At 66.9% G+C, this 14,960-nt stretch carries 12 protein-coding genes; 8 read left to right on the top strand and 4 right to left on the bottom strand.

Annotated elements, in window-relative coordinates; all coding sequences use genetic code 11:
- Window positions 1-51: 51 nt before the first annotated feature.
- The 3 genes from RYH79_RS16645 to RYH79_RS16635 form a co-directional block, all read right to left on the bottom strand.
- Complete coding sequence (locus tag RYH79_RS16645) at window positions 52-186, bottom strand: hypothetical protein (RefSeq protein WP_370901414.1); 135 nt, start codon at window positions 184-186, stop codon at window positions 52-54.
- Between the two features lie 1,183 nt (window positions 187-1,369).
- Window positions 1,370-2,143, bottom strand: a complete 774-nt coding sequence (locus tag RYH79_RS16640; RefSeq protein WP_370901412.1) for an ABC transporter permease — start codon at window positions 2,141-2,143, stop codon at window positions 1,370-1,372.
- Window positions 2,136-3,146, bottom strand: a complete 1,011-nt coding sequence (locus RYH79_RS16635; RefSeq protein ID WP_370901410.1) for an ABC transporter ATP-binding protein — start codon at window positions 3,144-3,146, stop codon at window positions 2,136-2,138. The genes RYH79_RS16640 and RYH79_RS16635 overlap by 8 nt, the downstream gene beginning before the upstream one ends.
- 229 nt (window positions 3,147-3,375) lie before the next feature.
- Between RYH79_RS16635 and RYH79_RS16630 the strand changes: the two genes are divergently transcribed.
- The 6 genes from RYH79_RS16630 (at window position 3,376) to RYH79_RS16605 (ending at window position 8,090) form a co-directional block, all read left to right on the top strand.
- Window positions 3,376-4,362 (top strand): quinone oxidoreductase family protein, encoded by a 987-nt coding sequence (locus tag RYH79_RS16630; RefSeq protein WP_370901408.1) that lies wholly within the window; start codon window positions 3,376-3,378, stop codon window positions 4,360-4,362.
- A 130-nt stretch (window positions 4,363-4,492) separates the two neighbouring features.
- Complete coding sequence (locus RYH79_RS16625) at window positions 4,493-4,741, top strand: phosphopantetheine-binding protein (protein WP_370901406.1); 249 nt, start codon at window positions 4,493-4,495, stop codon at window positions 4,739-4,741.
- Between the two features lie 3 nt (window positions 4,742-4,744).
- A complete protein-coding gene (locus RYH79_RS16620) occupies window positions 4,745-5,968 on the top strand; it encodes a beta-ketoacyl-[acyl-carrier-protein] synthase family protein (RefSeq protein ID WP_370901404.1) in 1,224 nt (407 codons plus the stop codon).
- On the top strand, window positions 5,961-6,419 hold the full coding sequence (locus tag RYH79_RS16615; RefSeq protein ID WP_370901402.1) for a holo-ACP synthase: 459 nt from the start codon (window positions 5,961-5,963) through the stop codon (window positions 6,417-6,419). Before RYH79_RS16620 ends, RYH79_RS16615 begins: the two co-directional genes overlap by 8 nt.
- The gene (locus RYH79_RS16610; protein WP_370901400.1) at window positions 6,416-7,345 is read left to right on the top strand and encodes an ACP S-malonyltransferase; all 930 of its coding nucleotides are present in this window, start codon (window positions 6,416-6,418) and stop codon (window positions 7,343-7,345) included. The genes RYH79_RS16615 and RYH79_RS16610 overlap by 4 nt, the downstream gene beginning before the upstream one ends.
- On the top strand, window positions 7,335-8,090 hold the full coding sequence (locus RYH79_RS16605) for a 3-oxoacyl-ACP reductase family protein (protein ID WP_370901398.1): 756 nt from the start codon (window positions 7,335-7,337) through the stop codon (window positions 8,088-8,090). The genes RYH79_RS16610 and RYH79_RS16605 overlap by 11 nt, the downstream gene beginning before the upstream one ends.
- A gap of 145 nt (window positions 8,091-8,235) precedes the next feature.
- Here the strand turns inward: RYH79_RS16605 and RYH79_RS16600 are convergent, their stop codons facing one another.
- Window positions 8,236-10,128 (bottom strand): methyl-accepting chemotaxis protein, encoded by a 1,893-nt coding sequence (locus RYH79_RS16600; protein ID WP_370901396.1) that lies wholly within the window; start codon window positions 10,126-10,128, stop codon window positions 8,236-8,238.
- A 492-nt stretch (window positions 10,129-10,620) separates the two neighbouring features.
- On the opposite strand from RYH79_RS16600, the gene RYH79_RS16595 reads away from it, so the two are divergent.
- A complete protein-coding gene (locus RYH79_RS16595) occupies window positions 10,621-12,936 on the top strand; it encodes a hypothetical protein (RefSeq protein ID WP_370901394.1) in 2,316 nt (771 codons plus the stop codon).
- Between the two features lie 202 nt (window positions 12,937-13,138).
- A complete protein-coding gene (locus tag RYH79_RS16590; RefSeq protein ID WP_370901392.1) occupies window positions 13,139-14,920 on the top strand; it encodes an L-aspartate oxidase in 1,782 nt (593 codons plus the stop codon).
- Window positions 14,921-14,960: the final 40 nt, after the last annotated feature.

The following is a 14,960-nucleotide window of genomic DNA, read 5'->3' as shown; positions in this document are numbered from 1 at the left end:
AAAAAGGTGTGGGGCGCCCGTCGGAGGCGTCGGCGTCGGGTCGGCCGGTGATCAGATGCCCGTGCAGCCGTCCTTGTCACAGGAGTCGCAGACACAGGAACCGAACAGTTGTCGTTCGTTCGACCCGTCGACTGCTGGGGCGGTCGGTGTGTAGTTCTCCTCGACTCGGGTTGTCGCTTCCGACATACCCCACAGTTACAGTCAGCAATACATAAGTATTTGGTTACAGTAGGTCAGTTTAGGGAGCGTTGGTGGATACCACCGTTCGAAGAACTGAGGTGTCGAACCCGACCGACGCCGGTCGGGAGGGGGCGTTACGCTTGGCAGGTGTCGCTGGTGCAGGAGCCGAACAGCTTCCGCTCGTTCGATTCGTCGACGGTCGGGACGTTCGGCGTGTACTCCTCCTCGACTCGGGTTGTCGTTTCCGACATACCCTACAGTTACAGCTACTAGCGTATAAGTATTTAGCTAGAGTTAATCAGTTTAGGTGGCGCTCAGTGAGCACCGTCGGTAAAAAACTGTAGTGCCGGAGGCCGATCGACGCTGGTCGATCGGAGTTAGTTCTCTTCGCAGGAGTCGCTGACACAGGAACCGGTGAGCTGTCGGTCGTCTGTGTCCTCGACGGTCGGCGTGCTGGGCGTGTACTCCGTCTCGATGTCAGTGTTGATCGACATTGCAACCGTCCATTCCGGAGCGTGTGAGTTAAATCTGGTGGATAAAATCGGAACTTACAGTTCAGTCAGGAAATTGTTCGGGAGGGTGCAATTACTCTCGCTAGTCGTCCACTGTCGTACCGGAGAGAAGTCTGTGAGAGAACCGAGCGCTACGGGTCGCCCTCGGATCAGTCGTTACACGTCCCGCTGATGCAGGAGCCGGTGAGCTGTCGGTCGTCTACGTCCTCGACGGTTGGTGTGCTAGGCGTGTACTCCGTCTCGATGTCGGGGTTGTTCGACATTGCAACCACCAATTTAACTCAGTTGAACTTAACTCTGTCGTCAGCTTCAAAGATTTTGTCGGAAAAAGAGGCAACCGATCAGAGTCACCGGTTCTCGTCGAAGCGGTGACCGGTCGATCGACTGCCCTCTGTGGGAACTGGACCGCCGGTCGGTCGGAGTTAGTTCTCTTCGCAGGAGTCGCTGACACAGGAACCGGTGAGCTGTCGGTCGTCTGCGTCCTCGACAGTCGGCGTGCTGGGCGTGTACTCCGTCTCGATGTCGGTGTTGATCGACATTGCAACCGTCTATTCCGGAGCGTGTGAGTTAAATCTGGCGATTAGAAGTGGTTTTTTGTTATAGGCAATAAAACAGATCTCCCGTCGGAGAGGAGATAGAGTCAACTCGCGACGGAAGAGTCGGCGGCGTTTGGGTGTTCAGTAGTGCCCGACGACACCTCGGGCACGCGCGACGCTCACGAGCCGGAGCATGACGAGGTGGCCGAGTCCGAAGTACCCGACCCCCGTTGCGACGAGAATCGCCAGCTCCGTCGGCGGGAGCTCCCAGATCACGACACCGTCGCGCATCACACGCTGGAGCAGCCAGCTAGACTGAGTCAACGGGAGTAGCTTCAGTGCCGGGATCTGCTGGACCGGCGCCGCCACCAGTCCGATGAAGGCGAACTGGACCGCGTTGAACAGGTTCGAGATTCGCTTGTACAACACTGCTGCGCCACCGAACACGAACCCGACGCCAGAGACCGACGCCACGCCGAACAAGATGATCGGGACGACGCTCGGCAGGTGGACGGACAGCGTCACGCCGGTGGTCAGGACGGCCGCAACCAGGATCACACCGCCGAAGAACGCACCCACGAGCAGTTGTGCGGCGGCGATGAACGTCGCGAGGCGACCGAAGCCGGCGTCACACATCATCAGCTGTTCGAGCGTCCCCCACGAGGCCTCCTTGGAGAAGGCGTTCGCCAGTTCGTTGTAGGCGGTAAACGCCATCGTGACGAGGAAGTACCCGACGACGAGGGAGTCGACGGAGTTGTCGAAGGCCCCACCGGCGACCGTCCGCCCGCCCAGGAACACTAACAGGAAGAATCCGTACAGTGTGAAGAGGTACGCGACGGTGTTGAGTGGGTACCGGTACAGGAGTAAGAGCCGCTTTTTCAGCACTCCGACGAACAGATCGAGTGACTCACGCATTTGCCGTCTTCTCCGAACGGTCGTCCGTTCGTTCCTGTTCCCTGGTCAACTGGAGGTACACTTCCTCGAAGTCGAGCTGTGCGGTCTCTATGTCGGGCGAGGCCGCGTCGTGTTCCGCGATGACTCCGGTGAGGGAGTGCATCGCCGCGGAGTTCTTGATCGAGAGTTCGATCTGGTGTCTGTCACCGATGGCCTCGTGGGTGGACACTCGGAACCGCGACTCGATCGTGTCCAACAGTTCGGCCGGTGGGCTGGTAAGCGTCACCGTCACGGTCTGGGTCTCGAAGAGGTCCATCAGTGAGGCGACCGACTCGTCGGCGACGACCACACCGTCCGAGAGGATCACCGCCCGGTCGCAGATCTCCTCTACGACGGCCATGTCGTGGCTCGACACCAGAACGGTCGTGTCGCGTTCCGCGACGATCTCCTGGAGCTGTCGTCTGAGTTCGAGTGAACTCTCGACATCCAGTCCGAGAGTCGGCTCGTCTAACACCAGCAGGTCCGGCTCCTGTGACAACACCGTGACGATAGACGCCTTCTGTTTCATTCCCCGCGAAAGCTCGTTCACCGTCTTGTCGACGCGGTGGGCGATGTCGAACGCCTCGTACAGCTCCTCGTTTCGCTGTGCGCGAGAGCCCGGAGTGTTTCCCGCCAGTCGGGTGAAGAACTCCACGTTCTCCCTGACGGTGAGTCGCCAGTACATCGTCCGAGCGCCCTCGAGAACGGCCGCAGCCCGGCTCGCCACCGCCTTCGACCGCCCGGTGACGTCTTCGTCCCCCAAGACGACGGAGCCGGCTGTCGGGGTCACCAACCCGAGAATCATCTTGATCAGCGTCGTCTTCCCGGCTCCGTTGTGCCCCAGTAGCCCGGTGATCGAGCCTCGCTCGACGCCGAAACTGACGCCGTCGACCGCCGTAACGGCTTCCTCACCGCTGCCGTACGTCTTCTGTAAGTCACGCACGGTGAGGATATCGGATCTGTCTTGCTTATCGTTCTGACTCACAGAAGGACATTACAATCCTCGAATTTAAAACTACTCACAGAGTACGACTCGGGCGGACGAACCCGCGGTCGGCGGGTGTCTCGGGAGCGCGCGTGAGGGAGTCTGTCGGTCGGCGGCGTGACCACCACACGACGGTCGGTGGGCCCGTGCGTACCCGGATCCGCTCGTAGCCAGTATATTGATCGTTCGATTCACAAGAGCTAAGCGAGCGTAGGTGAGAACAACGACTGTGCGAGCAGTTGTCGCAGACGACCACGGCGGGCCCGAGGTACTGCGGGTGACAGAGCGGGCCGTCTCCGAGCCGGGTCCGACGGAAGTACGAATCGAAGTCGCGTACACGAGTGTCAATTTCGCGGACATCGAGAAACGACGTGGGACGTATCCGAACCGAGAGGCCATTCACTCGCCGGACCCACCGTACGTACCGGGAATGGAGGCTGCCGGGCGCGTCGCCGACGCCGGGAGCGACACGGACTACGACCCCGGTGACCGCGTGTTCGTCGTCGTCGAGCCGGAGTGTTACCGGGAATCGATCACCGTTCCAGCGACGCGCGTCCACAGAGTTCCCGACGGTGTCGGCCTCGAGGTCGCGAGCGGGACAGTTCAGTTCCTGACTGCACACAACGCTCTGTTCGCGTGTGGAGGGCTGACGGCTGGAGAGACGGTGTTGGTCCACGCCGGGGCGGGCGGCGTCGGGACTGCGGCACTCCAGCTGACCGACAGTGTCGACTGTACGGTGTACACTACTGCCAGTACCGAAGAGAAGCGGGAGTTGACGCGAGAGCTGGGTGCCGACCGGGCTGTCGACTACACGACGGAGTCGATTCGACAGGTGGCAGCCGACGAGCTCGACGGCGGGTTCGACCTGGTGCTCGACGGCGTCGGTGGGAAGACGTTCCGACGGAGCGTCCGAACGCTCGCTTCGGGGGGGAGACTCGTGACGTACGGACTGGCGAGCGGTGACGTGCCGAGCGTCGCCGCGCCCCGGCTGTTGTTCGACAACCGTTCGGTCGTCGGCTACCACCTGGAAGACGCCGAGACGAACCTCCCACAGCGAGTGGCGTCGGCACGCGAGGCGGTGCTCGACGGGTTCGCCCGCGACGAGTTGGAACTCGTGACCGACAGGTCGTTCCCACTGCGACGGGCCGACGACGCACACCGACACGTAGAAGACAGGGAGAGCGTCGGGAAGGTGTTGCTCGAAGTGGGCCAGTAGTCGACGAGGACCGACCCGAAGCGTCTGCGCTGTCGTCCCGGAGGGACGGTTTTTGTCGTTCTGTGCCCACAACTGATTGTCGATTTACCGAACTACTTATCAACCGAGAGGATAAATAACTCTCACACACATGCAACTCTCGGACGAGGCGAGCGAAACGGTAGACGAGATCGTCGCAGACGCGTTGTTGGTCGACGAGTCGGAGTTCGACGACGACACGCCCTTCGACGACGACGGGCTAGCTGCGGAGTCGTTGGACATCGTCGAGATGGCGGAGCTCGTCGAGGACGAACTCGGCGTTCACGTTCCAGACGAGGACTTAGAGGAGCTGACGACCGTCGGCGCGGTGAAGTCCTACGTCGCCGAGCGGCGAGACTGACGGATGAACGACGTGGTTGTCACCGGCCTGGGCACGATCACTCCCGTCGGAGGGTCTCTCTCGGAGACGTGGGAGTCGTTGCTCGGTCACGAGAGCGGCGCCGGTCCGATCACGCAGTTCGACCTCGACACCTACGGGTACGACTTCCGAACACGGGTCGGCTGTGAGGTCGCCGCGGACCCGTCGGCGCACCCGTCGGTCGACGAGCGCAGCGCGGGTCGTCACGCACAGTTCGGGGTCGTCGCCGCCAGCGAGGCAGTTGCAGACGCTGGGTTCGACGCCGACGACGGACCGGACTGGGACCCGACCCGTGCCGGGGTCAGCTACGCGAGCTGTCTCGGAGGACAGTTGGAGATCGACGAACACCAGCTCCGTATGCGGGACGGAGGCCGCCCGGACACCCGGTTCTCGATCCAGTCGCTGACCAGCAGTGTCGCCGGTCACGCGAGTGTCGTGTTCGACGCACGTGGACCGAACCGGGCGCCATCGACAGCGTGTGCGGCCGGGACTCACGCGATCGCCGACGCCGTCGACGACGTTCGGCTCGGGCGTGCCGACGTGATGATCGCCGGGGGAGCCGACGCCGGGGTCTGCTCTACCGGGCTCGCGGCGTTCGACTCGCTGCGGGCGATGAGCAGCCGGAACGACGCCCCGACGGCGGCGATCAGGCCGTTCGACGCCGACCGCGACGGATTCCTCCTGGGCGAGGGCGCCGGTGCGCTCGTGTTGGAGTCGGCGAGCCACGCCGCCGAGCGTGGCGCGACGGCGTACGCGGCGGTCACGGGTGTCGGTCGGTCCGCCGACGCAGACCACCTGATCAGGCCGGCCAGCGACGGACGCGGGCTGATCGCGGCGATCGAACGGGCGTTGGCCGACGCCGACCGTTCGCCGGCGGACGTCGATCACGTCAACGCACACGCCACGGCGACTCCTCGTGGTGACGATCACGAGGCGTTGTGTCTCCACGAAGTGTTCGACGATCCGCCGCCGGTGACGGCGAACAAGGGGAACGTCGGGCACACCCTCGGCGCGAGCGGGGCAATCGAGGGGGCGATCTCGGCCGCCTCGATCCACGAGGGGACGATCCCTCCGACGGTGAACCACGAGACACCGGACTGTGGCGTCGACGTGGTCACGGAGCCGCGCGACGCGGATCCGGAGGTCGTGCTCGCGAACTCCGCCGGCTTCGGCGGGACGAACGGCGCAGTGGTGTTCGAGCGTGTCTGAGCCGCCCTCGCCGCCGGTGACCGACCTCCCGAACGTCCGGGTCGAGACGGGCGTCGACACGGTGTCGATCGGACGGATCCGCGGACTCGTCGCCGACGAGGCGACCGGGTTCGTCGACCGCGTGTTCACCACCGAGGAACGGGCCTACTGTGACGGGACCAGACACCCGGCCGAACACTACGCCGCCCGGTGGTGTGTGAAGGAGGCTGCCAGGAAGCTGGTGGACGATCCCGGCCGGGTCGCGTTCCGTGACGTTGCGACCCACCGGACGGAGACGGGCGCCCCACGGCTCGCCGTCGCGGACACGGCGAGGCGAGCACTGACCGAGACGGTGGGTGCACCACCGTCGACGGCTGCCGTCGACACGGCCATCAGCCTGACCCACGACCGCGAGAGCGACACGGCGACGGCGGTCGTCACCGTCGCCGTCGGCGGAGGTGGTCCGTCGTGACCGAGACGGCGCTGCTGTGTCCCGGTCAGGGGAGCCAGACGAGCGGGATGGGAGCGGCCTTCTACGATGCCTGGCCCGAGTTCCGCGAGGCGTTCGCCCGTCTGGACGGGTCACTCGACCTCGACCTGGAGACACTGGTGTTCGAGAGCTCCGACGACAGGCTCCGAGAGACACGCTACACACAGCCGGCGGTGTTCGCGGTCGGCGTCACGGCAGCACGTGCGACCGACCGACGGTTCGACGTCGACCCGACGTTCTTCGCGGGTCACAGTCTCGGTCACTTCACTGCACTCGCCGCCGCGGGGGCGCTCCCCGCGGGTGCCGGTGCCGAACTCGTCGCCGAACGTGGACGGCTCATGCAGCGTGCTGGGGAACGAGACGGCCCGGGGACGATGGTCGCGGTCCTGTTGACCGACCCCGGAGACGTCGCGGAGGTGTGTGCAGACTACTCGGACGTCTCCGTCGCGGTGTACAACGGCCGGCGACAGACGGTCGTCAGCGGCGCGACCGACCAGGTCACGGCCGTTCGGGAGGAGCTGTCGGAGACACACACTGCCAGGTTCGAAGAACTGGACGTCGGCACCGCCTTCCACTCGCCGTTGATGTCCTCGGCGGTCGATCCGTTCGAGGCCGCGCTGGCTGAGACAGCGTTCGAGACTGCGGACGCGCCCGTCGTCTCCGACGTGACCGGCGATCCGTACACGGACGGGAGTCGGGCTCGGTCACAGCTGGCAACCCAACTGACGAACCCCGTCCGGTGGACGGACGTGGTCGCGCACCTCGACGAGGCGGGTGTCGACAGGTACGTCGAACTCCCGCCGGCCGGGACACTCGCGGCGCTCGTCGAGCGCGCCGGTGTCTCCGGAGAGGTAGTGACGCTCGACGAGCCGACGGACGCTCGCGAGGTGTTCGACAGTGTGGCCTGACGGTGACGACACGGTCGCCGTCGTCACGGGTGGAACGCGCGGGATCGGTCGCGCGGTCGTCCACTACCTGGCCGAACGAGGCGTGTCCGTGGTAGCGACGTACTGCGCCGACGAGACGGCAGCCGCACAACTGGAGTCGGAACTGGGGTCGTTCGACACGGAGAGTCGAGTGCACCAGTTCGACGTGGGTGACGCGGACGCGGTCGCGGCGGCGTTCGAGGCGGTCCGCGAGGAGTTCGGACCGGTGGACGTGCTCGTCAACAACGCCGGGACGATGGCGAACGGGCTGTCCGTCCGCCTGTCCGACGACAACTGGGAGCGTGTCGTGCAGACGAACCTCTCGGGGGCGTTCTACTGTTCCCGGGCCGCGCTGGGTCAGATGTTGCGCAGCGACGGCGGGTCGGTGGTGAACGTGAGCAGCGTCGCCGCGCTTCGTGGGTGGTCCGGACAGGCCAACTACGCTGCCAGCAAGGCGGGACTAGTCGGGCTCACTCGGTCACTCGCCCGTGAGTACGGGAGCCGTGACGTACGCGTCAACGCCGTCTGTCCGGGGTACACGGAGACGCAGTTGTTGACGTCCGGTCCGTACGACGACGCCGAGGCGGTGCTCGCCGAGGAACCCATTCCACAGGACCGCCTGGCAGACCCGGAAGAGGTCGCCGAAGTGATCGGGTTCCTCGCCAGTCCCGCCGCCTCGTACGTCTCCGGAGCGGTGCTACGGGTCGACGGCGGGCTGTTGGCGTGACCTCGACGTGCCCGTCCGACTCCCTCCCCGACACCCGGCCGTCGTCGGCGCCGTAGTGCCCGTCCCGGCACCGAACGCAGACGGTCCGCGTCGTCGACACGCCCGCCGACTCGGAGGCGGTGTAGAGAGTCCACCTCCACCGACGTCACCGCGAGCCGGCCACCCCGGCCGGCCCACCCGCCGACCGCGGAACGTCGACGCCGTCACTCGCGTCCGTCTCCGCGGTCGTGAACGTCTCCAGTGACGTCTGGAGCGTGTCGGCCTGCCGAGCGAGTCGTTCGACCTCCGAGACGATGGCCTGCGCCTCCGACGTCTGTCGAGTCGCCGCCTCGGCGATGTCGCTCACGGCCTCGACGGTCTCCTCGCTCCCGGTCTGCACCTGATCGACGACGCTGACGGTCTCCTCGATGCTCGCGGCCTGGTCGTCCGTGGCGCGACTGATCTCCGTCACGCCGTCCGTCGTCGCCGCGGCCTGCTCGGCCAGTGTGTCGAACTGTTCGCCGGCGGCCGTGACGGCCGTCTGTGCGTCGTCCGCGTGGCTCGCCGCCCGAGTGGCCGTCTCCCTCACGGTCTCCGTCTGTTCGCGTGCGCCGGCGATCAACGACTCGATGTCGCCCGCGGCGGCCCGCGTCTCCTCTGCGAGCGACTTCACCTCGTCTGCGACGACGGCGAACCCGTCGCTGCCGTCCGTGTCCGCGCGGGCGGCCTCGATGTTGGCGTTCAGCGCGAGCAGGTTCGTCTGGGCGGCGATGTCGCCGATCAGCGCCGTGATCTCGTCGATTTCGTCCATCCGTTCGTCCAGCGTCTCGACGGTCGCGACGGTGTCGCCGATCGTCTCCCGGACGTCGTCGGCCGCCGCGACGGCGTCTTCGATGGCCGCTCGCCCGTCGTCGGCGGTGCCGGCCATCTGCGTCGCCGTCGTCTCCACCTCCGAGGCCGAGGCGGCGACCTCTTCGACCGTCGCCGACAGCGTGTTCATCTCGTCGGCCGCCTGCGCGAGGTCGTCTCGGTGGGCCGTCACCTGGCGTTCGACCTCGTTGACCGTCCGCCCGACCGTCTCGCTGGTCGTCTCCACCGTCGTCGCGGCGCTCACGGCCGAGTCGGAGCCGTCGGCAACGTCGTCCGCGAACGACTGCGTCTCGACGACCGTCTCGTCGAGCGCCACCAACATCCGGTTGACCGACTCGGCGACGGCCCGCATCGACTCGTCGTCCGCGTCCTCGTCCAACCGGACAGTCAGGTCGCCGTCGGCGGCCCGCGTGATCGTCTCACGGTACGACTCTGCCGTCGACTCCAGACGCTGTTTCAGTGCGGTGATCTCCGCCTCGCGGCGCTCCGCCTCTGCCTGTGCCGTCTCGGCGTCGGCGACGAGTTCGCGTTGCCGTTCTGCCTCCGCCAACTGCTCGCGCGCCTCGCGGCGTGACTGCTCGATCGACTGCCAGTTCGACAGCTCGGAGACGGCCAGCATCGAGACGAACAGACCGTGGATCCCGCCCCAGACCCAGGGGTTCCCGGCACCGGCGGCGTGGTTGTACACCCGACTCGCGTCGAGGACGGTCGCGAACGCCCCGTGACCCAGGACCACGTAGCCGACGCCGGCCGCGAACGGCAGCCAGTCCTCGTAGCTCGCCAACACCCCGACGGCGACGAAGAAGTGGAAGTGGGCCTCGATGTACCCTCCGGAGAACTGGACGAGCGCCATCGACGCCAGCATCCAACCGAACGCCGACAGGAGCGTGCGGATACGCCGCCGCGGTCGGCTACTCCAGGCTGCGGCGACGACGACGGCGAGCAGCCCCAACTCCCCGGCGACCAACCACGTCGGCGTCGCCGGGATCGTCGCCTCCGCGACCGGGAGCGTCCCCGTGAACAACCCCAGCGCCGCCAGGAAGGGGACGTGTGCCGCCAGCGCGAGCAGGATCTTTCGGTGGCGACCACGCCACATCTCGTCGCTCATCGACCGACCGTCCGGCACGTTTCGGAGGAACGCCTCCACGCGCCCCAGGCTCGTTCCTCGACTCACCCCTGTGTCACTCATTTCTACGGGCACCTCGAACCCCTGGTGTTAACCACTATCGGTTCTGAACCCACGCAAAGACAAAACGGTACGAACAGAGGTTTAAAATTCGGAGCCAGACAGATCATGCTGTTCGGTAGTCGACGGAGAGACGTCCCTCGGGGAACTGCGCGAGGCGTTCGAGTGTACAGAGTCGTCGTTCGCGGTCGAGGGAGCCGTCACTCCTCACCGACCCCGTAATCGGCGAACTCTCGCTCCGCCCCGGTCGCCGTCGTGTCCGGGATTAATCGGGGCGTAACGGCCGACAACCGGCTCGATACGCCTCGCAACCGAGTCAATACTAATCGACCCACCGTCTTGGGGACCGTTGTCGATGGACGTCAGCGAGGCGACTTCGTACTGTAGACGTGCGGACAGCAGAGTATCGACGGACCGAGGGTGTTCACGACGGCGTGGCGACGGGCGACGCTACGACGCCGTCGGAGACGACTGTGACAGCTACACGGGTGAGCGATGAAGCGACGCAAGCTCCTGTTGGGGGTCGGCGGCCTGGCCGGGGGTGCCGGTGCGGTCGGCTCCGGGGCGTTCTCGAGTGTTCGCGCACGACGCGACGTGTCCGTGTCGGTCGCTCCCGACGCGAGCGCGTTCCTCACGCTCCGGCCGTCGACGGGGCCGAACGGGGAGTTCGCCGCCGCCGACGGGAACGAGCTCGGGCTGTCGTTCACGGACACGGAGACGGGTGGCGAGGGGCTGGGGACGGACTCGACGTACGAGTTCGACGACGTGTTCGAGATCCAGAACCGGGGGACACAGTCGGTGTACGTCTGGGCGACACCACAGTTCGACGGGTCGGCCTTCGACCCCGGTGATCTGTCGTTCTACGCCAGCGGCACGGGTGACACCCCGCTCCGGGCGACGGCGGCCGCTCCGTCGGTTGCGACCGGCGACACGCTCGCGGTCGGTGTCGCCGTCGACACGGACGGGGTCGACACGGACCAGACGCTGCCCGTCGTCATTCGGGCGAGTGCCGACCCGCCGGGCGGCGGAGGTGGGGCAGACGACGCGGCGAGTGATTCGACACTCCAACGGCGGGTGGACGCGGAGTTTCGGACGCGGGAGGCGTACTCGCGCGAACACCTCCTCGTCACCGCCGACACCAGCCCGCACGCGTCGAACGAGCGGGTCGCCGAGGAGTCGGTCGTCGGGAAGTTCGGGAAGTCACTCCCGCACGACTCGACGACCGGGCTCCCGGCGAGCGCCGCCTACGACAGTCTGGTCGCCGCCGCGGAGTCCGGCGGCGAGACGGTCGGGTACGACGAGATCCCGCAGGCGTTCGAGAACGCGACCGGCGGCGACGTCCCCGAGACGGTCGACCTCGTCGAGGCGGTGGACGCACTCGACTCCAGGCCGCTGGCGCAGCCGGAGACGGCGTGGACGTACCTCGCCGCCGGGAAGTCGACCGGGACCCTCCGGATCGCGACCCCGCCGAGGATCGACGACCCGGAGGCCGGCGCGGAGATGGTCGAGCTCTACTGGCGCGCCCTCACCCGTGACGTGAAGTTCCGCAACTACGACAGCCACGAGGACGTCCAGGCAGCGGCCGACGAGCTCGACGGGCTCGACGCCTACGCCGGTCCGGGTGCCGACGGGACGGTCGACGCCGACAACGTGTTCCGTGGGGTCACGCCGGGCGCGACGACGGGGCCGTACATCTCTCAGCTCCTGTGGAAGGATCGGCCGCTGGGCAGCGGTATCGAGACGCAGCGGATCGAGGTACCGCCACCGGGACGAGAGTACGCGACGTCCGTCGAGGACTGGCTGAAGCTCCAACGCGGGGTCGCTCCCTCGCTCGACGACGATCTCGACGGGATCCGACTCCAGTCGGAGCGTCGGTACGTGATCACCGGGCGAGACATGGCAGAGCGCGTCCACGGCGACCCGCCGTTCAGGCAGCTCCAGAAGGCCGCACAGGTGTTGGTGTTCGGGACGAGCACGCCGTTGGACGCGGGGATACCGTACAGCCTGCAGCCGCTCGACGGGGCCGCCCCGGACGGGAGCCCGCGGACCGCCTCGGCGTTCACCGCACAGACCACGCTCCCGTTCAACGACTTCGGGCCGTTGTACGTGGAGAAGCGAGTCCTGGAGGCGAGCGAGGTGGGACAGAAGGCCGCCTGGCACAAGAAGTGGAACGTCCACCGTCGACTCCGTCCCGAGGAGTACGGCGGGCGGGTCGAGGCGACACGCGACGGGAGCCCCCTCGAGAGTCCCGCAGGTGTCGACCTGTCGTCGTCGCTCCCGGACAACCTGCTCGACTCCGACGCGGTCGCGGAGACGGGCAAACGCTTCGACACCGACACGCTCCTGCTCCCACAGGCGTACGCCGAGGGGTCGCCGGTCCACCCCTCGTACCCGGCGGGCCACTCCGTCGTCGCCGGTGCGGGCGTCACCGTCATGAAGGCGTTGTTCGACGGCGACCACACCTTCCCCGCCGACGAGAAGGTCGTCCCGACGAGAGACGGGCGAGAGCTCGTAACTGCCGCAGAGCTCCCGGAGTCGGGGCTCCGGGCGGACGAGCAGGACATCGACGACGAGCTCACCGTCCGAGGGGAGTTGAACAAACTCGCCTCCAACATGGCACTCGGACGGAACAGGGCGGGAATCCACTACCGGACGGACGGCATCGAGGGACTCCGTCTGGGGGAGGCTGCGGCGATCAGCTACCTGGAGGATCAGCTGAGTCTCCCCCGACGACTCCCGGGCGACGACGTCGAACTGTCGCTGGAGACGTTCGACGGCGAGACGAGGACGATCACTCCGACGGTGGAGTGACGACCGGCGGCGCTGCCGTCTGGGTAGGGGAGAGTCAGACGGTCGTCGTCGAACCCGTCCCGACCGTGCCTCGCCCCAGTGGTAGAGTGACCGGAGACGATAGGAGACGACACGTCTGCCGCTGGCGCCCCGCACGTCCGCGCGTGTGCGCGGTCGCGCACGCGTGCCGCTGGTATATCCCTATCGTGTTCTAAAGGTACATGTGAGTACACCGGAGGACACGGCGAGTGCAGTCGACTACGAGACGGAGTCGGTCGGCGTACTCGTGATCGGAGCGGGCGCGGCGGGCGCCAGAGCCGCTATCGAGCTCGCGGAGCGTGGCGTCGACGACCTGCTCGTCGTCGGGAAGCGCGGGCACGGCGACGCACACACGACGTGGGCGCGCGGCGGTATCAACGGCGCACTCGGCACCCACGACCCGGAAGACGACTGGGCGATCCACGCCGCGGACACGCTGAACGAGGGGCACTTCGTCAACGACCCCGCGAAGGTGGAGACGGTGACGCGAGCGATGCCGGACCACCTCCGCGAACTTGACGACTGGGGGATGTCGTTCTCCCGGACGGACGACGGCGAGATCGACCAACGCTACTTCGGCGCACAGTCGTTCCGCCGGACCGCCTTCGCCGGCGACCACACCGGCGAGTCGTTGCTCGACACGCTCGTCGGCCGGGCACAGGAGCTGGAGGTTCCCTACCGCGAGAACCTCCTAGTGACGAAGCTCGCCGCCGACGGCGACAGAGTCTACGGTGCCGTCGGTGTCGACCTCGACACCGAGGAGCCGACGCTGATCGAAGCCTCGGAGGTCGTGCTCGCGGCGGGTGGCTACGCGGCGATCTACGACCGTCACACCTCCCGCGACGACGAGAACAACGGTGACGGGCCAGCGCTGGCGTTGGACGCCGGCGCGTCGCTGATGGACACGGAGTTCGTCCAGTTCCACCCGACCGGGATGGCCGTCGACGAGTCCGACCCGGAGTGGGCGCCCTGGCGCGGCCGGCTCGTCACGGAGGCTGTCCGCGGCGAGGGTGGTCGACTGTACAACGCCGAGGGCGAGCGGTTCATGGAGCGGTACTCTCCCGACCAGATGGAGTTGGACGCCCGCGACGTGGTCGCTCGCGCCATCGCACAGGAGGTGCGCGAGGGCCGCGGCACGGAGAACGACGGTGTCTACCTCGACATCTCTCACCGAGAGGCGGACTTCGTCCAGGAACGGCTCCCTCGGATGTACGAACGCTTCCAAGACTTGGGCGTCGACCTCTCCGAAGAGCCAGTAGAGGTGGCGCCGACGGCCCACTACGGGATGGGTGGCGTCGCCGTCGACGACTACGGGGAGACGGACGTGTCGGGACTGTTCGCCGTCGGCGAGACGATGGCGGGCGTCCACGGCGCCAACCGACTCGGCGGCAACAGTCTCGCCGAGACGGTCGTGTACGGTGCCGTCGCCGGCGAGCGAATCGCCGCCCGCGACCCGGAGCCGGGGACGGTTCCGGCGGCGGTGCGTGAGTCACTCGTCGAGCCACACGTCGCCGGGCTCACCACGCTGGCCGACAGCGACGGCGAGCACGAGCCGCGCGCGGTGCTCGACGACCTCCAGAACCTCCTGTGGGACCACGCGGGGCTGCTCCGAGACGGCGACCAGCTCCGGGAGGGGTTGGACCAGCTCGCGGAGGTCAGAGATGCCGCCGAAGAGATGGCTGTCGGTCCGCTGGGGAGCCGGTCGTTCGAGTTCGCCGTGGACGTGGGATTCTCGCTGACGGTCGCGGAGACAGTCATGCGGGGGGCGCTCGAACGCGACGAGTCCCGCGGCGCCCACTACCGCACGGACGCCACCGATCCCGATCCGGAGTGGCGCCGGAACATCCACTACCACGCCGCGGACGTCGGCGTCACGACGACCACCGAGCCCGTCGGCGAGCCGAGTGAGACGGTCCAGACGGCACTCGACGAGGGGCACGAGCTCGACTACCACCAGCTGGAGTAGTCGGACGCCCCCTCGCAGCCACCTGCCGACGGGTCGCTCG

The organism is Halobaculum sp. MBLA0143 (assembly GCF_041361465.1).
In the GTDB taxonomy this organism is placed as follows: Archaea; Halobacteriota; Halobacteria; order Halobacteriales; family Haloferacaceae; genus JAHENP01.
This window is presented reverse-complemented; position numbering and strand designations above follow the sequence as displayed.

Excerpts from the sequence above, each read along its gene's own strand:
- RYH79_RS16645 (WP_370901414.1), bottom strand. The coding sequence starts at position 186 with ATGTCGGAAGCGACAACCCGAGTCGAGGAGAACTACACACCGACCGCC.
- RYH79_RS16640 (WP_370901412.1), bottom strand. The coding sequence starts at position 2,143 with ATGCGTGAGTCACTCGATCTGTTCGTCGGAGTGCTGAAAAAGCGGCTC.
- RYH79_RS16625 (WP_370901406.1), top strand. The coding sequence starts at position 4,493 with ATGCAACTCTCGGACGAGGCGAGCGAAACGGTAGACGAGATCGTCGCA.
- RYH79_RS16620 (WP_370901404.1), top strand. The coding sequence starts at position 4,745 with ATGAACGACGTGGTTGTCACCGGCCTGGGCACGATCACTCCCGTCGGA.
- RYH79_RS16600 (WP_370901396.1), bottom strand. The coding sequence starts at position 10,128 with ATGAGTGACACAGGGGTGAGTCGAGGAACGAGCCTGGGGCGCGTGGAG.
- RYH79_RS16595 (WP_370901394.1), top strand. The coding sequence starts at position 10,621 with ATGAAGCGACGCAAGCTCCTGTTGGGGGTCGGCGGCCTGGCCGGGGGT.